17 protein-coding genes and 1 pseudogene are annotated in these 19,827 nt (G+C 62.7%); 5 read left to right on the top strand and 13 right to left on the bottom strand.

The genetic code is table 11. The annotated features are described in order from the left end of the window. The 4 genes from EOA36_RS05910 to EOA36_RS05895 form a co-directional block, all read right to left on the bottom strand. Positions 1 to 806, bottom strand: an 806-nt coding sequence (locus EOA36_RS05910) for a 2Fe-2S iron-sulfur cluster-binding protein (RefSeq protein ID WP_127276004.1), incomplete at its 3' end; no start/stop codon positions are given. Next, positions 803 to 1,069: a sarcosine oxidase subunit delta gene (locus tag EOA36_RS05905; RefSeq protein WP_127276003.1), complete on the bottom strand. Its 267-nt coding sequence runs from the start codon at positions 1,067 to 1,069 to the stop codon at positions 803 to 805. The genes EOA36_RS05910 and EOA36_RS05905, both read right to left, overlap by 4 nt. Positions 1,070 to 1,096: 27 nt before the next feature. Continuing rightward, on the bottom strand, positions 1,097 to 2,350 hold the full coding sequence (locus EOA36_RS05900; RefSeq protein ID WP_127276002.1) for a sarcosine oxidase subunit beta family protein: 1,254 nt from the start codon (positions 2,348 to 2,350) through the stop codon (positions 1,097 to 1,099). Positions 2,351 to 2,443: 93 nt separating this feature from the next. Then, on the bottom strand, positions 2,444 to 3,103 hold the full coding sequence (locus tag EOA36_RS05895) for a TetR/AcrR family transcriptional regulator (RefSeq protein WP_189522249.1): 660 nt from the start codon (positions 3,101 to 3,103) through the stop codon (positions 2,444 to 2,446). A gap of 276 nt (positions 3,104 to 3,379) precedes the next feature. On the opposite strand from EOA36_RS05895, the gene EOA36_RS05890 reads away from it, so the two are divergent. The 3 genes from EOA36_RS05890 (at position 3,380) to EOA36_RS05880 (ending at position 6,533) form a co-directional block, all read left to right on the top strand. Continuing rightward, positions 3,380 to 4,819: an aldehyde dehydrogenase family protein gene (locus EOA36_RS05890; RefSeq protein WP_127276000.1), complete on the top strand. Its 1,440-nt coding sequence runs from the start codon at positions 3,380 to 3,382 to the stop codon at positions 4,817 to 4,819. 62 nt (positions 4,820 to 4,881) lie between these two features. Continuing rightward, positions 4,882 to 5,457, top strand: coding sequence for a DUF1349 domain-containing protein (locus EOA36_RS05885; RefSeq protein ID WP_127275999.1), 576 nt, complete (start codon positions 4,882 to 4,884; stop codon positions 5,455 to 5,457). A gap of 293 nt (positions 5,458 to 5,750) precedes the next feature. Beyond that, the gene (locus EOA36_RS05880) at positions 5,751 to 6,533 is read left to right on the top strand and encodes a hypothetical protein (RefSeq protein WP_245464259.1); all 783 of its coding nucleotides are present in this window, start codon (positions 5,751 to 5,753) and stop codon (positions 6,531 to 6,533) included. On the opposite strand, the gene EOA36_RS05875 is transcribed toward EOA36_RS05880, so the two are convergent. The 6 genes from EOA36_RS05875 to EOA36_RS05850 form a co-directional block, all read right to left on the bottom strand. Then, positions 6,516 to 8,090, bottom strand: coding sequence for a glycosyltransferase (locus EOA36_RS05875; RefSeq protein WP_127275998.1), 1,575 nt, complete (start codon positions 8,088 to 8,090; stop codon positions 6,516 to 6,518). The two genes, EOA36_RS05880 and EOA36_RS05875, sit on opposite strands and share 18 nt — an antisense overlap. Positions 8,091 to 8,124: 34 nt before the next feature. Next, positions 8,125 to 10,260 (bottom strand): glycosyltransferase, encoded by a 2,136-nt coding sequence (locus tag EOA36_RS05870; protein WP_127275997.1) that lies wholly within the window; start codon positions 10,258 to 10,260, stop codon positions 8,125 to 8,127. Next, positions 10,257 to 10,907, bottom strand: coding sequence for a bifunctional DNA primase/polymerase (locus EOA36_RS05865; RefSeq protein WP_245464258.1), 651 nt, complete (start codon positions 10,905 to 10,907; stop codon positions 10,257 to 10,259). The genes EOA36_RS05870 and EOA36_RS05865 overlap by 4 nt, the downstream gene beginning before the upstream one ends. A 124-nt stretch (positions 10,908 to 11,031) precedes the next feature. Further along, positions 11,032 to 12,561, bottom strand: a complete 1,530-nt coding sequence (locus EOA36_RS05860; RefSeq protein WP_127275995.1) for a mercuric reductase — start codon at positions 12,559 to 12,561, stop codon at positions 11,032 to 11,034. Next, positions 12,551 to 13,900 (bottom strand): glucoamylase family protein, encoded by a 1,350-nt coding sequence (locus EOA36_RS05855; RefSeq protein ID WP_127275994.1) that lies wholly within the window; start codon positions 13,898 to 13,900, stop codon positions 12,551 to 12,553. Before EOA36_RS05855 ends, EOA36_RS05860 begins: the two co-directional genes overlap by 11 nt. 229 nt (positions 13,901 to 14,129) lie before the next feature. Further along, entirely contained in the window at positions 14,130 to 14,882 is a 753-nt protein-coding gene (locus EOA36_RS05850; protein WP_127275993.1) for an SDR family NAD(P)-dependent oxidoreductase, read from the bottom strand. Between the two features lie 306 nt (positions 14,883 to 15,188). On the opposite strand from EOA36_RS05850, the gene EOA36_RS05845 reads away from it, so the two are divergent. Continuing rightward, the gene (locus EOA36_RS05845; RefSeq protein ID WP_127275992.1) at positions 15,189 to 16,487 is read left to right on the top strand and encodes an O-antigen ligase; all 1,299 of its coding nucleotides are present in this window, start codon (positions 15,189 to 15,191) and stop codon (positions 16,485 to 16,487) included. Between the two features lie 319 nt (positions 16,488 to 16,806). Here the strand turns inward: EOA36_RS05845 and EOA36_RS05840 are convergent, their stop codons facing one another. Both EOA36_RS05840 and EOA36_RS05835 read right to left on the bottom strand, forming a co-directional pair. Continuing rightward, positions 16,807 to 18,063 (bottom strand): polysaccharide biosynthesis/export family protein, encoded by a 1,257-nt coding sequence (locus EOA36_RS05840; RefSeq protein WP_167531474.1) that lies wholly within the window; start codon positions 18,061 to 18,063, stop codon positions 16,807 to 16,809. Positions 18,064 to 18,148: 85 nt separating this feature from the next. Next, the gene (locus EOA36_RS05835; protein ID WP_127275990.1) at positions 18,149 to 18,826 is read right to left on the bottom strand and encodes a sugar transferase; all 678 of its coding nucleotides are present in this window, start codon (positions 18,824 to 18,826) and stop codon (positions 18,149 to 18,151) included. A 601-nt stretch (positions 18,827 to 19,427) separates the two neighbouring features. Here EOA36_RS05835 and EOA36_RS05830 point away from each other — a divergent pair. Further along, on the top strand, positions 19,428 to 19,703 hold the full coding sequence (locus tag EOA36_RS05830) for an exopolysaccharide production repressor protein (RefSeq protein WP_127275989.1): 276 nt from the start codon (positions 19,428 to 19,430) through the stop codon (positions 19,701 to 19,703). Positions 19,704 to 19,709: 6 nt separating this feature from the next. Here the strand turns inward: EOA36_RS05830 and EOA36_RS05825 are convergent. After that, positions 19,710 to 19,827, bottom strand: a pseudogene (locus EOA36_RS05825) (IS630 family transposase); the annotation flags it as partial.

Below are 19,827 nucleotides of genomic sequence, written 5' to 3'. Positions count from 1 at the left end.
GGCGGACCCCGCCATAGCGTGTCGGGCCGGCCATCGAAATGGCGCTGGTTCAGGCCGACCAGATTGTGGTCGTAGATGCCAAAGGCCGTGGTCGAGGGCAGGATCAGATGCCCCCCGGCGGCAAGTGTCGCGAGCGTCTCCTCGAGCCATCCGGCAGCTGGCCTGCCGTCGATCTCGCCGGCGCGGTGGCCGAGCGACCCGCCCGGCTTCTGCTGGTCGTCGACCAGCGTCACGGAGAGGCCCACGCCGGCCGCGAGCTTGGCCGCCGCCAGTCCGGCCGGCCCGGCGCCCACCACCAGCACGTCGCAATGATGATTGATCTGGTCCGGCGGGCCTGATGAGATCCAGTCCGTGTCGACCTTGCCCAGTCCGGCCATGGCGCGGATGCGTGGCTCGAACATGTGCCAGTCCGGCCACATGAAGGTCTTGTAATAGAACGCCGCCGGAATGAAGCGCGCAAAACGGTCAAGGAAGGCGTTGCGGTCGCTCAATGCATTGGGCGTCGCATTGACGCTTTTGGCCGCCAGCCCATCGTGTGCCGGCTCGGTCGTGGCGCGCGTGTTCGGCGTCGCGCGTGAGCCGCCTATATCGACCAGCGCGTTGGGCTCCTCGACGCCGGCGCCCCAGATGCCGCGCGGCCTGTGGTATTTGAAACTGCGGCCGACGACCGCGACGTCGTTGGCGAGCAGCGCGGAGGCGATGGTGTCGCCGGCAAAGCCGTCCACGCTTGTGCCGTCGAAGCTGAAGCGGAGCGGGCGCGAGCGGTCGATGGCGCTGCCGCCGGTGGCAAGACGCGAGGCGGTCATGCCGCGTGCTCCTCGCCCAGCGCGGACGAGGACTGCACCTCGTGCGTGAGCGTGTCGCGCTCCATGACGAAGAACTCGCCGCAGTTCATGTGCACCCAGATTTCGCGCGCCGCGCCTTTCGGATTGGAGCGCAGGTAGAGATAGTTGGCCCAGCGATCGATGGGCACATCTCCGCCATCCGGCCTGGTATTGCCGGCATCGCCGCCATAGTGGAATTCGGTCTCGTCGCGCGGGCCGCAGAACGGGCAAGGAAAGAGCTGCATGACGCCTAGTCCTGGTCTCTGTGCATATCAGTGCGCGATGCCGGAGCCGGCCGCTTCGTCGATCAGCCGCCCGCTGGCGAAGCGGTCGAGATCGAAGGGCCGGCTGATGTCGTTGTGCTTGCCGCTCGCCAGCAGGTTCGCCAGCAGCGTGCCGCCGGCGGGGATCGCCTTGAAGCCGCCCGTGCCCCAGCCGCAATTGAGGAACAGATTGGGCAGCGGCGATTCCCCGATGATCGGCGAGGAATCCGGCACGACGTCGACAATGCCCGCCCATTGCCGCATCAGCTTCAACTGGCCGAAGATTGGGAACATCTCCAGCACCCCCGCGATCACCGTCTCCAGCGTCGGCAAATTGCCGCGCTGTGCATAGGAAGGGATGCGGTCGAGCCCGCCGCCAATGACGATCTCGCCCTTGTCCGACTGACTGACATAGACGCCGGTGCCGGGCGACAGGACCACCGTGTCGAGGATCGGCTTCACCGGTTCGGAAACGCAGGCTTGCAGCGCGTAGGAGTTGATCGGCAGCCGGAAGCCGGCTTTTTCAGCCAGAACCGAGGAGTGCCCGGCCACCGCCATGCCGATGCGCTCGGCACGGAACATGCCGCGCGTCGTCTGGACACCGCGGCAGCGGCCGCCCTCGACGATGAAATCAGTGATCTCGCAATTCTGGATGATGTCGACGCCGAGCCGGCTCGCCGCGCGCGCATAACCCCAGGCGACCGCGTCATGGCGCGCCGTGCCGGCCCTGCCTTGCCAGATGCCGCCGAACACCGGAAACCGCGCGCCGGCCGAGAAATTATAGATCGGCGCCACCCGGCGCACGTCCTCGGGCGAAAACAGCTCCGCATCGATGCCGCTGATCTGCATGGCGTTGACGGTGCGCACGCCGACTTCCATTTCGGCGGTCGAGTGACACAGATTGACCATGCCGCGCTGCGACAGCATGACGTTGTAATTCAGATCCTTGGACAGGCCTTCGTAGAGCCGGTGCGCCAGCCCGTAGAGCTCGACGCTCTGAGGATAGTAATAATTGGAGCGCACCACGGTGGTGTTGCGGCCGGTGTTGCCGCCGCCGATCCACCCTTTTTCCAGCACGGCCACTCGGGCGATGCCGTGATTCTTGGCCAGGTAATAGGCCGTCGCCAGTCCATGGCCACCGCCGCCGATGACGATCGCGTCGTAGGACGGCTTCGGCTCGGGCGAGCGCCAGGCCTGTTTCCAGCCGGTCTGGCCGGCCAGGCCTTCCTTGAACAGCGACAAAGCGGAATAGATGCGGGTCATTGTGTGGGCGACAAGCCTGGTTGATCAGGGCAAAGCTAGTGGTAATGGACATGTATGTCTAGTTGCCGGTCCTCCCGGCTTGCGGAGCCAACGCTAACGGTTACGCGAGATGGTCTCCTCCACGTAACGTGAAAAATCCTCGACATCGCCCGCCGTAGGCTCTCGGCCTGTGAAGCTGCGCAGATACGCGGCAACATGCGGCAGGCGGCTGCTCATCGGCTCGTCGAGTTCGAGCGAATAGTAGCCGATCTGCATGAAATAGAGCACCCGGGCCCGCACGAACGCGTCTTCCTCCTCGTAGCCATGACGCATGAACATGCCGCGGATGGCATTGACTCGTTCTTCGTCAGCCTCGTCCAGCGCGCGCCTTGTCGCGGGGGAGCGGCGAGCCCATGCCCGGATCGCGAAATCCAGCCGCGGGTCGAACAGCTTTTCGTCCACCCAGCATTCGAAAATGCTCATCACCCCGCGAATGACAGTCGCGGAAGGGCGTTCGGCGCGCTCGACGATGAATCGGGTATTGGTCTGCCGCCAGTGGTCCAGCAACTGGTCGAGCAGGTCTTGGCGGCTCTTGAAATACCAGTAGAAGCTCGAGCGCGAGACGTCGAGCTGTTGGCCAAGCGTCAGCACGCGGACGCGTTCGACGCCGTCCGAGATCAGAGTTTCAAGCGCGAGCTTCAGCCAGTCTTCGCGAGTGGCCTTGATGTTGCCGGTGGCGCCGGCACGTTGGATCGTCGTCTCGAGTGCTGTCATCGCCACGACGCATGACATGCCGGATCAGGCAAATCAAGTTCGTGGACATATGTGTACATGGCAATTCGACCTTGACCCGGCGAGCCATCCACCGATGTTAGCTGGAGTGGTTGTCGACGCGCACTGCCGCCGCTGCACCGGAGGCATGAGCGCAGGCCCGGGGACTTTTGTCGCGGCCTTCGAGCCCAGTGCGTGCTTTCCCGCAAGGCAATTGTCTGGCAAATACCACTTCAGACGGATGCCGCCGCGCGGCCAACAGCCAGGGAAGGCAAGGACATGACAGCGTTTCGAAAGAACCTCATCGACGGCGAATGGGTCGGCGATGCCGGATCCCGCAACATCAACCCCTCGGATACCGGCGACGTCGTCGGCGAATATGCCTCGGCGGGGGTCGAACAGGCGGGCCAGGCGATCGCGGCGGCCAAGGCGGCGTTTCCGGCATGGTCCCGCTCCGGCCCGCTGGCGCGCCATGCGGTGCTGAAAAAGGCCGCCGACGAGATCATGGCGCGCAAGGACGAACTCGGCCGCAACCTGGCGCGCGAGGAAGGCAAGACGCTGGCCGAGGGCATTGGCGAGACCATCCGCGCCGCCCAGATATTCGATTTCTTTGCCGGCGAAACACTGCGCTTGTCGGGAGAGGTGGTGCCAAGCGTGCGGCCGGGCGTCGGCGTCGAGATCACGCGCGAAGCGGTTGGCGTTGTCGGCATCATCACGCCATGGAATTTCCCGATCGCCATCCCCGCCTGGAAGATCGCTCCGGCGCTGGCTCACGGCAACACCGTCGTCTTCAAGCCGGCCGAACTCGTTCCCGAAAGCGCGTGGTCCATCGTCGACATCCTGCATCGCGCCGGCCTGCCCAAGGGCGTGCTGAACCTCGTCATGGGCAAGGGCTCGGTGGTCGGCCAGGCAATGCTCGACAGCCCCGACGTCAACGCCATCTCCTTCACCGGCTCGGTCGGAACCGGCAAACGCGTCGCCGCGGCAAGTGTCGAGCACATGCGCAAGTTCCAGCTCGAAATGGGCGGCAAGAACCCGCTGGTCGTGCTCGACGACGCCGATCTCGCGGTCGCTGTCGATTGCGCGCTGAACGGCGCCTTCTTCTCGACCGGCCAGCGCTGCACGGCCTCGTCGCGTTTGATCGTCACCAACGGCATCCACGACCGCTTCGTCGACGCGCTCAAGGAGCGCATGGAAAAGCTGGTGATCGGCGACGCGCTCGACGCGCAGACGCAGATCGGCCCGGTGGTCGACGCGACCCAGCTCAAGCAGGACGAGGACTATATCGCCATCGGTGTGCGGGAAGGCGCCACGCTCGCCTTCGGTGGTGAACGGCTCGACCGCAAGACGCCGGGTTTCTATCTCAAGCCGGCGCTGCTGACCGAGGCCACCAATGCCATGCGCAGTTCGCGCGAGGAGATCTTCGGCCCCGTCGCCAGCGTCATCCGCGTCCAGGACTATGACGAAGCGCTTGCCGTCGCCAATGACACGCCGTTCGGCCTGACCTCGGGCATCTGCACCACGAGCCTCAAGCACGCCACGCATTTCAAGCGCAACTCCGAAGCCGGCATGGTCATGGTCAACCTGCCGACGGCGGGGGTGGACTTCCACGTTCCCTTCGGCGGGCGCAAGGGTTCGAGCTTCGGCCCGCGCGAACAGGGCCGCTATGCCATGGAGTTCTACACCACGGTAAAGACCGCTTATACGTTCGCGGGATGATCCGGCGCCGGCTTGCCGGCCGGCGAACCGTCACCTCCTCGAAAAACCGACCGGTGCAAGCGATGACATTGCAGGACCTGACCTGGCTCAACCCGCCGCCGCACCATGCCGTCGACGGTGATGCCGTGCGCGTGCGCACCGGCAAGGAGACCGATTTCTGGCGCGAGACCTTCTATGGCTTCTGGCGCGACAACGGCCACTTCCTCTATCGGCGGGTCGAGGGCGATTTCACCGCCGAGGTCACCGTCAAGGGCGACTACAAGGTGCTCTACGACCAGGCCGGGCTGATGATCCGGCTTGGCGAAACGCACTGGATCAAGGCCGGCATCGAATACACGGACGGCCTTGCCTATTTTTCCGTCGTCGTCACCAACGACACCTCAGACTGGTCGCTGGTGGCCATTGCCGCCGGCCCGGACGGCGTCAGGATCCGCCTGACCCGCCATAGCGAGGCGATCCGCGTGCAGTATCTCGACGCTTCCGACGGTCGTTGGAAGCCGGTGCGGCTCGCCTATTTCCCGATCTCGAAGCTGGTCGATGTCGGTATGATGTGCTGTTCGCCGCAGCGTGAGGGTTTCGAGGTCACGTTCTCCGGATTTTCGGTCGGCCCGCCGATTGCGCGGGACCTGCACGACTGACGCCACGAGCCCGCCTTGGCCTGTGTGAGCAAGCAGGCCGGACGTTGCGGCCATAACGGCGTCTGGGCTAAGGGTTGCCCATGGGCATGTCGCGTTGGCGGGCAAAACTCAATAAACCCGTCCGTTCCGGGGCGCTGAGGTTTTTCGGGGTTCCTTCCGTGCTTTGGTCGCAAGGGATCGGGCGTTTCTGCGACTTCGCTGGACCCGATTGGTATCGCTGGGCGCCGACCGAATCGACGCAAAGCGAGGCTTTTTTCCGCGACCATTATAGCGGCGCGCATGGCATCGTTTGGGTGCGGCTGAGCACCCTGGCCAGGCTTGCGCGAAATTGCGATCTCGACATTTTCGCCAGGATAGCCCTGCCCACCATCAAGGCTCCCTTCATCCTGCTGACGACCGACGGTGATTCCTCGGTGCCTTCGGATCTGCCCAAGGACACCGTCGAGCGGCTTCTCGCCAGCCCCTATCTGGTCTCCTGGTACAGCCAGAACTGCGACGGCGGTCATCCCAGGATCAAGCCGTTCCCGATCGGGCTGGATCTCCACACCCCACGTTCCCTGGCGACGCCTGGCGGACTGGTGAGGCAACTGAAAACCCTGCGCGGGCAGGGGAGTGCGGATCGTCGTCCGGCCAGGATATTCTGCGATTTCAGCGTCAGCAGAGAGTCTGGCGAGCGTCGGGAATTGCTTGAGGCTCTGGACGGATGCCCGCATGTCGATTTTCTAGGGCAACGCGTATCGCAGCGCTCGATCTGGCAGCTCTATTCGCAATATCCGCTCGTGCTGTCGACCGTCGGAAACGGCCTGGACTGTCATCGGACATGGGAACTGCTTTATCTCGGCTGCATCGTGGTGACCAAGACTTCACCGCTCGATCCGCTTTACGAAGGCCTGCCTGTCATCATCGTCGACGATTGGCGCGAGGTGCGGGACCCCGATGCCCCGGGGCGCTGGATCAGGCAGGCCGCGCATTTGACGGACCGGAACTATGTATGGGGGCGTCTGCGCCCGCAAGCCTATCTGCAGCCTCTGCGCGAAGAGCTTCGGCGGGCGGCGGCCTTACCAGGGGACGTGTAGGATTTCCAGCTTGGGCAGGCCGACCGGCCGGATGCCGAGGTCGTTGGCAAGGAGGCCAAAAGCTTCGGTCTCGATCAGATCGCGGTATGGAATTTCGGGGAAACGAAGACCGCCGCGATGCAGGGCGGCATCGACCAGCAGCATGGTTCCGCCGACCGCATCGAGGCCGATGATGTCGAGATGCCTGACATCGCTGAGATGATACCGGCTTGGCGTTTGCACGGGAGGCTGGTGAAGGCCGCCGCGTATCTCGCGGTAATAGCGATAGTCCCTGGTCTGTCGCCTGATGACAAAGCTGTTGAGGTCGAAACTGGCGCCACCGGCGATCTTCACGCAGTTGGGCACCGCGATGCGATGTCCCGTGGCGATCAGGCGGTTCAGCACATCGCCGGGAAAGCGCCAGACGTCGATATCGATCCACAAGGCCCAGTCATCGTCCTCGCTGAGCCCGTGATCGATCAGGTAATTTCGCACCTTGGCGATCGCGCCGCGCCTGACGCGCTGCATTCTGGGCTTTGCCCGTTTTGCCCTGTCGAGGCGGGTGCCGACCTGTCTCTGCAACAGGACGATGTCACGATATCTGCCGGCCAATCCAGCTGTTGCGGCCTGCAGTCGCTCCCAGCTTCCGTCCTGGCTGTCGCCTTCGCAGAAGACCAGCTTGATCCGGTCCTTGGGATAGTCGAGCCCATCCAGCGCATCAAGAAAGGGCTGGATGAGGTCGGCGGCGTCGCGAAGCGGCACCAGCACAGCGACGTTTCGGCCCGATGGCGGCGGCCCCGACAGGACCGCTCTGTCGACGCCTGCTTTCGCCTGCGCCTCATCCAGATACGCGCCGCGCGTCAGGTGATACCGGAGCCGATAGGCCCGATTGCGAAGCTTGGTCCACCAGTTCGGCGGCGGTTCCGGGGTCCACCATGTGCCGGCCCAGTGGTGGATCGAAAGCGCGGCCGTGTCGTCGCCGGCGTCGCGCTCCGTGCTCCCGGCCGACGTCACCGGCACGAACAGGGCGGAAGGATGAATGGCGAAGGCCGCCTGATCGCTGTACCCGCGCTGCGCGGAGGTGAGCAGGCAAGGGCCGGTCGCGTCGAGCACGTCCTTGGCGGCGGCGAGCCCGGGCATCATCGACAGGAGATGCGCCCAGAATGGATGACCGGGCGGGCTCGCTATCGTCCCGTTGAACAGAAGGTAGGGCAGGCCCCGGAAATCCGCCTGGACGGCCGCATGCGAAGCCGGCTCCTTGCACAGTACGACCCGGGTCTCGCTCATGATCGCATCGAAGGGCGCGACGCATTCGCAGTCGATGTCGGCATAGACCCCGCCGAAGTGATGCAGAAGCATGTAGCGGGCCGCATCCGACCGCTGCACGCCGTTGGTGTAGCCACAGAACATCGGCAGGTAATCCGGGTAGTGCTCGGCCACGAATTCGAGCAGCATCCGGTCGCTCCAGAGCATGACCGTCCAGTGTGGATTGTGCCGCTTCCAGCTGTCGGCATAGGCCTGGAAGCGTGCGGGAACGCTGTCGGTCTTCCAGGTCTGGTGCAGGATCGGCGGAATCATCGACGGCTCATGGGGTGATGGAGGTGGCCTGGTGTCACTTGCCGTCATTGTCCAGTGCAAGTCCGGCGCGGACCGCATCGCGGATCGCTTGCGGGCCAAACCTTGCCCATACGGCCTGATGCGCGCGCTTGCGCTGCCGCGCCCGGCGTTCGGCGTCTAGAGAGAGTTCGATGGCCATGTCGGCCAGTCCTTCGTCGCTGGTCGACAGCAACACCTGGTCATTCTCGACCATGTCCAGCCCCTCGGCAGCGAGCGGCGTCGCGATCACCGGCACCCCCCAGGCCATCGCCTCCAGAATCTTGATGCGCGTGCCCCCGCCGGCCCTGAGCGGGATGATGCTGAGATGCGCGCCGGACAGGAGTGGCGACACGCTTTCGGGATCTTCGACAAGCGCCACACCAGGCAATCTGGTCAGCGCCCGTACCGCCGCCTTCGGGCTTCGTCCGGCAAGAGTAAGTCTTGCACCCGGCAAGACTTGCCGAATGCGAGGCAATATGGTGCCCGTCAGGCGCTCGGCCGCATCGACGTTCGGCGGATAGCCGAGATGCCCGATAAACACGATCGTCGGATAACCGCTGTCGGTAGCGGCTTCGGCGGGCAGCACCCGCGGAATGTCCTCGACGTTGGGGATTCCATTGGGAACGACATCGATCGGCACCTTGTGCCGGGATGCGGCCATCAACCTTTCGCGATCCTGGTTCGAGCAGACCCACACCCTGTCGACGAGGGATTGCGCTTTTCTCTCCAGCCGCCGGATGCCAAGCACCGCCGGGGATCGCGCTGGACTGATATGCCGCAGCTGTGCCGCCAGGTCGGATTCGACATTGTGCATGTCGAGGACGAGCTGCTTCGTCAGCGGCCGCAAATGTCGCAGCAGCTTGAACAGGCCGGTCCCTTCGACGATGACCGTATCGGGTTTGAAGGTTTGCATCAGTTTCCGCAGCCGCGCCAATGCCGTGCGCGGGATACGGTTCTCCCCCGCGATCCTCCACCAGCCGAGTGAGGCCGAACGCGGTTCTCCATCGGTCACCAGGCCAACCGCGTTGATGCGCGAGTCGGAGGGTTGTCGCGCGTCGCCCAGCGGCCTGATCGAGGCAAGCTGGACCGGGCCGAACTCGGCCGCAAGGCTGGCATTGTTGAAATTTCTCAGGTCCGCACCGGAAACCGGCGGAAATGCCGGGTCGAAGGACACGACCAGCGTACGTCTTTCCGTGACCGCGCCAGCGCTCGACGAGTGGTCAGGCCGTTCCATCATGGCTCCGATGCGAATCCGTATGCGATATTGCGACGCCTTCCAGCTCCGCCCCAGGCTTTTGTGGGCGCGAACGGCACGCATCATGCTCATCGCATAGCTGTATCGGTTGTGTTTGATAAGCTGTCTTGAAATCCGCAAGGCTATCCAGGCCTTCCTCCACTGCAGAACGTCCCTTGCAATGGCTGAACCGGCAAGCTTGTCCAGCTCCAGTGCTATCGCGAGAAACGTGGCCCGCGGGGTCTCGACAAATCGCCGCGCCATTCTCTCTTCGTCATGGTGGTAGAGAAGCACCGGAGAAGAGATCGTTGTCACGTCGGCCTGGGCGACCATGGCCGCCCAATAGCACGTGTCCTCATCCAGGCTGGTGGTTTCCGGAAAGCGGACGGTGGCCGTTGCAGAGGCTGCGACCAACGCGCTGCCCATCGCGATCGGCCATACCTCGTTAAGAAGGTAGCGGCGGGCGTTCGATGCCCGGTCGCTCGTGTACCCATGCGGAACCTTTAGCTTGTCCGGCCTCCCCCTGGTGCGGCGAATGCTGGCTCCTATCGACAGGCCGGCCTCGGGATTGCGCAGGAGCGCGTCATGCAGCAGTCCCAACCCTCCCGCCATCACCTCATCGTCGGCATCGAGGAAAAGTATGAACTTGCCTTTGGCTCGCGCAATTCCGGCGTTGCGGGCAGCGCCCGCGCTGCCCAGCCGCACGGCGAGGATCTCCAGCGGCAATCCGTGCCTCCGGGCGCTTTGCATCGAAATCGCCGTAGTCTGGTCGATGGAGCCATCGTCGACGAGAAGAATCTCGCTGATCAGACCCCTCTCCGGCAGAAGGCTTCGCAGCGTGGCGTCGATCGTCGCGGCGGCATTTCTTGCCGGGATGACGATGCTGATGTCGGGTTGCTCACGCCCCGAAATGCTCATTGCGGCACGAAAAAACCGCGCTTCAGAACGCGGTCATAGCAATGTTTGAATGGCGAGACCGCGCGAAGTGAAAGACTGGCCAGGCTTTCGACTGGCTGCGGCTCGACGTCGAATGGCGACTGGTCCTTCAACCAGCTGTAGCAGCAGCCATCCTTGAGTACGGAAGGACTTCCAACGACGTAACCGCCAAGCGCCTTCAGGTGGCCGATCCGCCGCATGCCGAAATATAGGCTGGATGAAACCGCCGGTTCGCGCGTCCTGAGATAGATGTGGAATCCATTCGGCGTTTTCGCGACCGGCGTGCAACTTGAAAGGTGAGCGTGCTTGCCAGACCAGGCGCGATAGTCTGCTGAATCGTCGAAATCCAGGATGAGAAGGTTGCAGTATCCTCCGATGATCCCGACATTTCCAGCAAAGTCCCGAAACCAGCGCCGGAGTTCCTCCGGTGTTGGTGGCTTCTGCGACAACTGAAAGGCAATCGACCGGAACGCCAATTCCTTCAGATCCTTTCGACGGGCCTTCAAATGCAGCGGATGATATTCCATCGCCTCAAGATCGAGATGCTTGCCACCTTCGCGCAGAGGCACACAGATGTAACCCTTGGACAAGAGCTCGATTGCGTATTCCGTTTCGACTAAAGGCTGCATCCACGAATGTTCCGCGGCCGAAGGCGTCGTCTCGATTTCATTAGCCTCGCAGGGATCCGTCAAGCGCCGCCGCGCACTTGGTTGCGTATTTGTGAGCATTTCGGCATATGTGATGGCTTTGGGCTTATCGTCTGGACCACGCCAGCCAGTGCGCCGCAAGGCGCCTGCGCAACGAGGTGAGGCGTGTCCGCCTATAGGCGTCGCCCGCCATCTTGATGCCTTGCGCCTGTGTCGGGAAGGGATGGATGACGTCGGCCAACGCATGCAGTCCCATGCCGGACCGGATGGCGAGGGTCACCGCGTTGATCATCTCGCCCGCATGGCTGGCGACGACCGTCGCGCCCAGGATGCGGTCGGACCCCTCCCTGACATGGATCTTGACGAATCCTTCCTCCTCGCCGTCCATCACGGCGCGGGCGACATCGTGCATCAGTATCGTATAGGTTTTGACCGGAATGCCATTGCGGCGCGCTTCCAGGGGATAGAGGCCGACATGGGCGATCTCCGGATCGGTATAGGTGCACCAGGGAACGACGAGGTCGCTGAGCCTTTCGCGGCCGCGAAACAAGGCATTGCGCACGACAATGCGCGCCGTTGCCTCGGCGGTATGGGTGAACTTGTATTCGAGGCAGACGTCGCCCGCCGCATAGATGTGCGGGTTGCTGGTTCGCAGATAATCATCCACCTTGATGCCGTCGGCGTCATGGGCCACGTCCGCCTCTTCGAGGCCGAGACCATCGACATTGGGTGAACGGCCGACGCCGGTGATGATCTCGTCGACGGAGATCGTCGTCGTGTCACCATCCCGCATCAGGTCGGCGAACTTGGCGGCACCTTCCCTGCGCACCGCCACAACTTCGGTGTTCAGGCGCACCTCCACCCCCTCGCGCGCCAAGGCGTCTGAAAGAATCTGCGCGGCGTCGCGCTCCTCGCCGGGCAGGAACATCGGATCGCTCTGCGCCAGGATGACCTTGGCGCCGAGCATGCAGAAAGCCTGCGCCGTCTCGCAGCCAAGCGGCCCGCCGCCGATGACGAGGAGCCGCGGCGGGCATTGCGTCAGGTCGAACATCGTCTCATTGCTGAGATAACCGGCTTCGACCAGCCCCGGAATAGCAGGGAAGGCCGGGTGTGCGCCCGTTGCAATCAGCGCCTTCTTGAAATGCAGCGTGCTTTCCTCGACCGTGACCGTATCGGGGCCGGCAAATCGCGCCGCACCGAAATAGAGGTCGATGCCTTCCGAAACCAGGCTCGCGGCGGAATCGGCACGGCTGATCCGCTGCCGGATCTGCCGCATCCGTGTCATCGCCCGTTGAAAATCGACACGAAGATGATCTGGCGGGTCGCCGCCGAAGCTCTCGGCATCGCGCATGTCGGCATAGAGCCTGGCTGTGCGAATGATCGACTTCGACGGAATGCCGCCGACATTGATGCACGCACCGCCAATCAGCCCACGCTCGATCAGCGCGACCTTCGCGCCAAGGCTCGCCGCGTCGCGCGCGGCGGTCAATCCAGCCGGCCCGGCGCCGATGACGACGAGATTGTAGGGACCGTTCGGGGTCGGGTTCTTCCAGTGCGGGGGATGCGCGCCCCTGATCAGCTCGGCGTCGTTGTGGTCGACGGGGAAGGCGGCGGCTCTCGCCGGTTCACGTGACATCGCGCCCCCCGGATGCCGGGCTTGCCGGCCGCGCCAGCCATCCGCCGGTAAAGGAAGCCTTGTCCAGCCCACGACGGATATGGGGATTGGAACGCATGAGCTCCCAGATCATGCCGGAACGGTGGTTTTCGATCATCATCACCGCAATGCCCTGGTCCAGTCCGTAATGGCCTTCCGACACCCAGCCGTTGCGGCCGAAATTTCGCCGGTTGGCCAATGTCGGGTTGAAACCGCTCGGCAGCCGGAAATTGTCGATCACCTCAGGGTAACGATCGGCGAGGTGGCGCATCGCCGCCAGGCAAATGTCAGGCGCGAAAGGCAGCGACGCCGGATAGGACCATGGCGCGATCGTGCCGTCATCCGGACCGAAAGGCGCGCCGCGCGCCGCGTAACCGGAAAACCGGTGGCGCCGTCGCTCCACGCTGACGCGGAAGCCGCCTGGTCCGTCCCCTGCCGAAAGACCCCACAGGTTCTCGCCATAGCCGTCAAAGCCGTAGGGATTGTGCCGGGCATAGTCGCGGTGAAGGTATGTCGAGCGGCGGCTGTTTTCGAAATAGTCCGAATTCTTCTCGCGCATGAAAGCATCGCGGATGCCGGCGAAATCGATCCAGGCATGCGAGAATTGGTGCATGAACAGCGGCCCACCATAGAGCACGTCATGGCCGTAGATGTTTTCCCACTGGTAGGTCGCCGTCCAGGCCTCGTAGCTGTCGTCGGAGGTCGGGCGGTCCGGTGAGGCCATGGACAGCACATAGAGGATCGTCGCCTCGTTGTAGCCTTCCCAGCCATAGTGCAGAAAGCCGGTCCTGGCCTTCCAGCCCTGGCGGAGCGTCGGGCTGCTGCCTTGCGCCCATCGCCAGTCGACGCGCCTGTAGAGCGCCTCGGCCAGTTGGCGGATTTCGGCCTCGTCGTCATTGTCGCCGGAAAAATAGGCGCCCGCCACCAGCATGCCGGCAATCAGCAGGGCGGTATCGACCATCGACAACTCGCAGCGCCAGACGCGCAAACCAGTGCGCATGTCGAGGAAGTGGTAGTAAAAACCCTTGTGGCCGGTAACGTCGGGGCCGCTGCCTTGCGTGCTGGCCTGGAAAAAGCGCAGCGCCGCAAGGGTCAGCCTGGCAGCCGCGTCGCGCGCCATCCAGCCACGTTCGACGCCGATCGGATAGCAGGACAGGGCGAAACCGACCACGGCGATGCTGCACGGTGAATTCGGCCGCGAGGTGTCGGCGACCAGCCCGTTGTCGGGGTTCACATTCTCCAGGAAATAGCCGAAGGCGGCGCGCTGATAGCGGTCCAGAAGCTCGTCATCGGCCAGCGCGGTGGGATCTGCTCTAAGCAAACGAAGCAAACTCCGGCCTGGTGATCGCCGCTTCCGTCGATCGCAGGCCACCGGCACAGTGGCCGGGGGACATCGCACCTGCCGGGCTCTCTCGTCGTGTCATGGCTTTCCCCTGTTGTGGCACGCTCATTCAGACGCCAGCTACCATAAGCCTGTCCAGCTCCAATCGTTGCTTCGTCACGCGGAATTGTAGTTGGCTCGGGCGAACTCGGAACTGCCTCGACCCGGCTCAATACGTAGCGCGGCCGCCCGAAACGTCGAACACGGCGGCCGTGGTGAACGAGCATTCCTCGGAAGCGATCCATGAGATCAGCGCAGCCACTTCTTCGACCTCGCCGAAGCGCGCCATCGGTATCTTCGACAGCATGAAGTCGATGTGCTCCTGGCTCATCTGCTTGAAGATCGCCGTGCGTACAGCTGCCGGCGTCACGCAATTGACCGTCACCTTGGTCTTGGCGAGTTCCTTGCCGAGCGACTTGGTCAGGCCGATCACCGCCGCCTTCGAGGTGCTGTAGGCGGAAGCGTTGGGATTGCCTTCCTTGCCGGCGATCGAGGCGATGTTGACGATGCGGCCGTAGTCGCGCTCGAGCATGTGCGGCACCAGCGCCTTGTTGCAGTAGAAGACGCCGTTGATGTTGATATTGATGACCCTTTGCCAATCCTCGGCCGAATAGGCCCAGGTCGTCATGTTGGGGCCGGTTATGGCCGCGCTGGTGACCAGTATGTCGACGCCGCCGAGGACTTCGATCGTCGATTGTGCGGCGGCCTCCACACTTGCCGCATCCGCAACGTCCATCGTCACCCCCTGCAGGCTGGGAATGACGGCTTTCGCCTGTTCGATCTGTGCGGGATCGCGATCCCAGACGCTGACGCGCCCGCCTTCGTTGACGATCCTGTGTGCGACCGCCAGGCCGATGCCCGAGGCGCCGCCGGTAATCACCGCCGACCGGCCGGCGAATCGTCCCGCGAAATTCATCGGCATGTCACTCCCCTGTCCATCCCGGTCCATGTGATGGCTCGTCGGGAACTGTGAGGTGACCGCCGATCGAGTTCAAGCCGGCATGTGGCCGGATCGTCTGGGCCAACACCGGCCGGATTATGGGGTTGCGATCTCTCGGCGATCGCTTCGCTGTAAGACAAGGTGACCGGATTTGCCATTGAGCAAGGGGTGCGATAGGTTATATTGCACTGCACAATGGAGACGCCGTTTCTTGTACGCCCCTGTTTGCGGATATGCCGGCTGGTTTGCGGCCTGCCGGTTCTGGGTCGTGTTGACGGGACCCTTTAGATGAAAATTCCCAAATCCCTGCTCGTCGATCCCGAGAAGAATTCGGTCTATGGCAGTTTTGCCGTTGCCGTCTCGATCTGGGCGTTCTCCTATTCCGTCATTTTCGGCCAGGTGCTGATCCTGGCCTACTATGTCGTCTGGCTTCCGCTCATCCTGGTCGACTACCGGCGGTTCCTGCGGCAATTGTCCAGTGCCTGGTTGCCGCTGCTGTTCGCTGCCTATGTCTGCTTCTCCGTGTTCTGGTCGCAGGCACCCGGCACCACCGCCAGAACGGCGGTCCAGTACCTTTCCCATATCGCCTGTGCCTATGTCGCGGCGCGCACCGTCAGCGTGCGCACCCTGACGATAGGCGCCTTGGTCGGCATATTCTTCGTCCTGATCTATTCGCTGAAGGTCGGAGCTTATTCCGAGGACGTCCTCGACGGCACCTATAATTTCGTCGGCGCCTTCGCCTCCAAGAACCAGATCGGCTTCGTCGGCTCGCTCGGCATCTATTTCTCCGTCGTTTTCCTTGCTTTCCTTCGGCGTGGCCGCCTGAGCTTCATGCTGACCGTGCCGGTCGTGCTGCTGTCGGCCTATGTGCTGGTCGTCTCGCATTCCGCCACCTCGATGGCCTCGATACCGGCGGTTCTGGCGCTGGTGGCGCTGCTTGCGATGAGCAAGCTTCTGTCGCGGCGCTATCGCCGGGTGATCTTCCTGATCGGCGCCGGCATGATCGTCGTGGTGGCCATCGTCGCCCTCAATCTCGGGCTCATGGACTTCGTGCTTGGCATCTTCGGTAAGGATTCGACGCTCACCGGGCGGACCTATCTGTGGGAGCAGGGCTGGAACGCCGCGATGCGATCGCCGATCCTCGGCGTCGGCTATGCCGCCTATTGGGTGCAGGGCTTTGCCGAGGCCGAGCGGCTGTGGAACGAATTCTACATCACCACCCGCACCGGCTTCCATTTCCACAACACCTATGTCGAGGCCCTTGTCGAACTCGGCTTCACCGGGGCGGTGCTGATATCGCTGATCATGCTGCGCACGCTCTTCGGCCATATCGCGGCGGTGGTCTTCAAGACATGGCAGGCCGAATCGGTGGTTCTCATCGGCGTGATGGTGCTGCTGCTCATCCGCTCCTTCGTCGAGGTCGAGATTCTCAACCCCTACATCATGGGCTCCTTCCTGATGTATTTCAGCTTCTTCAAGCTGGCCCGGTTGCCGGTCACGCGCACGCGGTGGTCGCCGGCCTTCGAGCCAGCGGATGCGAAGGGTGGGGAGCCAGCCTGGCCGCACCGTCCGGCGGCGGCCGAGTAATGATGAGGGTCCGCCAGGGCAATTCCAGGAAAGTGTGTAACGGTTTCCCGGGAGAAGCGCATAGCGCTTCCCCTTGGGAATTGCGTGAAAACAAGAAGTTAGAGCGGGTCAGAGATTCTATCAAACACTAAACCGTTCTTGGAGCAATGCCGGGAAAAGTGCGTAGCGGTTTTCCCGTCCGCAATTGCGTCAACAACCGTTCTGGTTTTCCGGTTCTGGAAACCCTGTCAGCAAAAACCTCCGCCAGGCAGGCCAGGCGGAGGTTCAAAGTCTTTGTGTTAGAGGATCGAAGCGGCGGGTCGTGCGAACTTCCGCGTCCCTACTGGCTCGCCAGCGGCGCCAGCTTGATCTTGATCACATCGCCGGGCAGCACCGGCGTGTCTTCCTTGGCGGCGATTTCGCTGGTCTTGCCGTCGACATTGCGCACCAGCGAATAGAGCAAGGTAGGCTGCTGGTCGTTGGTGATGGCGGCCGTCGTCGCCGGATCAGTGGCCTGAGCGATCAGGCCTTTCTGCATATTCACCTTCAGCGCGGCCTCGTTCAGGTCGGCTTCGGTCTGTTGCCGGGCGGCGGCGAGGCTCGAGCTCAAGGTGTTCTGGGCGTCGATGGCGTCCTGCGTCGCCTTGCTGATCGCCTGCTTGGCGGTGAGGATGGCCGTCTCATAGTCCAGGATCTTGCCTTGCAGGTCGGTGACGGACTGCTGCGAATCCAGAAGTCTCGCATTGGCGACCAGACCCTTCTGCGCCAGCGGACCGATGCTGGCCAGCTGTTGCTGCGCAAGATCGACCTGCTTCTGCTGGTTGACGATCTTCTTCTCCAGCGATTCGATTTCGGCCTGCAGCACACCCTTGAGATCGTCGAGTGACTCGAGCTTCAGCTTCAGCGCCTTCTGGTCGGCGGTCAGGATCGTCATCTCGTCGTTGACGATGGTCGGCAGCCGAGGATCGCCCTCGACCTCCTTCGGCGCTTCGAAGCTCGTCTTGCCGGCCATATCGGCGTCGATGCGGGCGCGCTTGACGATCAGCCGCACACGCAGGTCGTCGGAGATATCGAAATTACCCTTGGCGGTGACCAGGTCCTTGCCGAGCTGGGGACCGTAGTCGGCGCTGCGCCTGATGCCGCCGGCGACGCTGATCGCCTTCAGCACCGTAAGGTCGGGCACATAGGGAAACTGGCCGGGATTCTGCACTTCGCCCGAAATATAGAACGGCCGGAATTGCGCCATTTCGACCGAGGCTTCGGGCTTGTCCGACAAAGCGAGCTTGTGCTGCAGCGCCTCGCCGATAGCCGCGGCGACCTCTGCCGTGGTCTTGCCGGCCGCCGGCAGTTCGCCGACGAAAGGCACCGACAGCGTGCCGGCCGGACCGACCGTGTATTGGCCATTGACCGACGACCAGTCGCGGAACGTGCTTTCGACGGTCTGCCATTCGGCGATGCGGATGGTGAGTTTGTCCTGGGAGCCCAGACGGTAGTCGTCGGCGGCGGCCAGCTGGGGAAAAGCGAGCGACATCGCAAGGCACGTCGCCACGAGCCGCGAGCGGCCGAAAAACGGGCCGCCGCCAAAGGCTTCGAACATGTCTGTTTTCAACTGAACGTTCCGATCCGTTTTAGCCCCATCGCCCGATGAGCTTGCCGCCGGATGGCTGGGTCAGCCCGGCCGATCAATAAGAACCGCGTGACATCCAGACGGCCGGCACGGTCCTGATGATGATGCGAACGTCCTCGAACAGCGACCAGTTCTCGACATAGTGGCGATCGAACGCGACGCGGCTGTCATAAGAGACATCGTTGCGGCCGCTGACCTGCCACAGGCCGGTCAGGCCGGGCCGGGACTTCAGATAATAGACAGCCGCGCTGCCGTAGATTTCCAGTTCGTCGCGGACCACCGGGCGAGGCCCGACAAGGCTCATGTCGCCCTGGAGGATGTTGATGATCTGCGGCAACTCATCGAGGCTGAGCTTGCGCAGGACCGCTCCGACGCGGGTGACGCGTGGATCGTTCTTCAGCTTGCGGGTCGCTATCCATTCCGCATTGGCGTCTGGATTGGTCGCAAGATAGGCGGCCAGCACCTTGTCCCCGTCGGGAACCATGGTGCGGAACTTGAGGCAGGAGAACAGCCGTCCGCCGCGCCCGATTCGGCGATGGCCGTAAAAAATCGATCCGCCGTCGGAGAACTTGACCAGCAATGCTATCATGATGAACAGCGGGCTGAGCGCGATCAGCCCAGCCAGCGAACCGGCGACATCAAAACTCCGCTTGATGAGGCCGCCGATCGGCGGCGGAAAGTCGGTGTCAGCCTGCGAAAAGCCCGCCGTGGCCGACTTGGCAATATCCCTCATACGGAAACTCCATGCGGTGAACGAATGGTTGACCGCACGATATCAAAAAAATGCTGCAGCGCAACACACAATTTCCCATCCCATTGAAATAGTCGCGTCATGAATTGACTAAATAGTAAGCTCGCTCTGCACAAATTTCGAAATTTTTAGCACATTTGTGACAATAAATGGGCAAGGATAAAAAAATCCGGACATTTTTGAGGCGGTTCCTAGGCGACGCGTTCTCGGCGCCGAGGGGCAGAGCATATAAGTGCTTTAGGAAGATGCCATATTCGAAACTATTCACATAAAATACTGCTTAATATTATGGATTGTACTCACGCCTTATCACGGCTGCAGGTTGAATGAAATGCGGTCGTGTGCGTTGCAGCATGGCAGAGTCGAACGCGTAAGCTCATTCAAAAATATGTGCGGTTGCCCTTGCCGCCTTCTGCTCGCCTTAATAGAATTGCAAATTATACCTGTCATGGTGGCGACAGGTTGAAAGGCCGGAAGCAACCGGTCGGCAGCGGGTGACTTAACAAGCCCGCATGACAAGGGACGGCGCTCGGGTGGGGCTATCGATTGGATATAACCCGAGCCGGTTTATGGGCTGTTGGGTATGTCGCTTCCAAAATTCATCCTTGGGATGCTTTTCGCGCTCGCGATCGTCGTTGCCTGGTCGTGGCTGGGTGGGGCTTCGCTCGGCACGACACTGCTGCGCGTCGTCATCTGCGCGGTGGTCATCCAGGTCGGTTATTTCGCGGTCGTCTACGCCATGATCGCCAGGAGCGAGCCGACGCCGGCCGACAGGCTGCGCGAAGCCGAGAGAAAGAAGAAATCCACCGACGTGCCCGAGGGCGAGAAGCTTGGCAGCGCCCGGCGGAGCCTGCATTAGAGCGTTTCATGTTTTGACGGAAGCGTATCCGGCGTTTTCGAAGTAGTTCTTGCATTCGGCTGCCTCGATGGTTTCGACGAGGTGGCCGATGTGACGCCAAGTTTCCTCGACGGTGCGTTTCTGA

The organism is Mesorhizobium sp. M8A.F.Ca.ET.021.01.1.1, from assembly GCF_003998025.1.
Classification (GTDB): domain Bacteria; phylum Pseudomonadota; class Alphaproteobacteria; order Rhizobiales; family Rhizobiaceae; genus Mesorhizobium.
Note: the sequence above shows the minus strand (reverse complement) of the source record. Positions and strands in the feature narration are given on the sequence as shown.

What these genes read in the sequence shown, in the direction of transcription:
- EOA36_RS05905 (WP_127276003.1), bottom strand. Translation starts at nt 1,069, where the DNA reads ATGCAGCTCTTTCCTTGCCCGTTCTGCGGCCCGCGCGACGAGACCGAA.
- EOA36_RS05900 (WP_127276002.1), bottom strand. Translation starts at nt 2,350, where the DNA reads ATGACCCGCATCTATTCCGCTTTGTCGCTGTTCAAGGAAGGCCTGGCC.
- EOA36_RS05895 (WP_189522249.1), bottom strand. Translation starts at nt 3,103, where the DNA reads ATGACAGCACTCGAGACGACGATCCAACGTGCCGGCGCCACCGGCAAC.
- EOA36_RS05890 (WP_127276000.1), top strand. Translation starts at nt 3,380, where the DNA reads ATGACAGCGTTTCGAAAGAACCTCATCGACGGCGAATGGGTCGGCGAT.
- EOA36_RS05885 (WP_127275999.1), top strand. Translation starts at nt 4,882, where the DNA reads ATGACATTGCAGGACCTGACCTGGCTCAACCCGCCGCCGCACCATGCC.
- EOA36_RS05875 (WP_127275998.1), bottom strand. Translation starts at nt 8,090, where the DNA reads ATGATTCCGCCGATCCTGCACCAGACCTGGAAGACCGACAGCGTTCCC.
- EOA36_RS05870 (WP_127275997.1), bottom strand. Translation starts at nt 10,260, where the DNA reads ATGAGCATTTCGGGGCGTGAGCAACCCGACATCAGCATCGTCATCCCG.
- EOA36_RS05865 (WP_245464258.1), bottom strand. Translation starts at nt 10,907, where the DNA reads ATGCAGCCTTTAGTCGAAACGGAATACGCAATCGAGCTCTTGTCCAAG.
- EOA36_RS05860 (WP_127275995.1), bottom strand. Translation starts at nt 12,561, where the DNA reads ATGTCACGTGAACCGGCGAGAGCCGCCGCCTTCCCCGTCGACCACAAC.
- EOA36_RS05850 (WP_127275993.1), bottom strand. Translation starts at nt 14,882, where the DNA reads ATGCCGATGAATTTCGCGGGACGATTCGCCGGCCGGTCGGCGGTGATT.
- EOA36_RS05845 (WP_127275992.1), top strand. Translation starts at nt 15,189, where the DNA reads ATGAAAATTCCCAAATCCCTGCTCGTCGATCCCGAGAAGAATTCGGTC.
- EOA36_RS05840 (WP_167531474.1), bottom strand. Translation starts at nt 18,063, where the DNA reads ATGTTCGAAGCCTTTGGCGGCGGCCCGTTTTTCGGCCGCTCGCGGCTC.
- EOA36_RS05835 (WP_127275990.1), bottom strand. Translation starts at nt 18,826, where the DNA reads ATGAGGGATATTGCCAAGTCGGCCACGGCGGGCTTTTCGCAGGCTGAC.
- EOA36_RS05830 (WP_127275989.1), top strand. Translation starts at nt 19,428, where the DNA reads ATGTCGCTTCCAAAATTCATCCTTGGGATGCTTTTCGCGCTCGCGATC.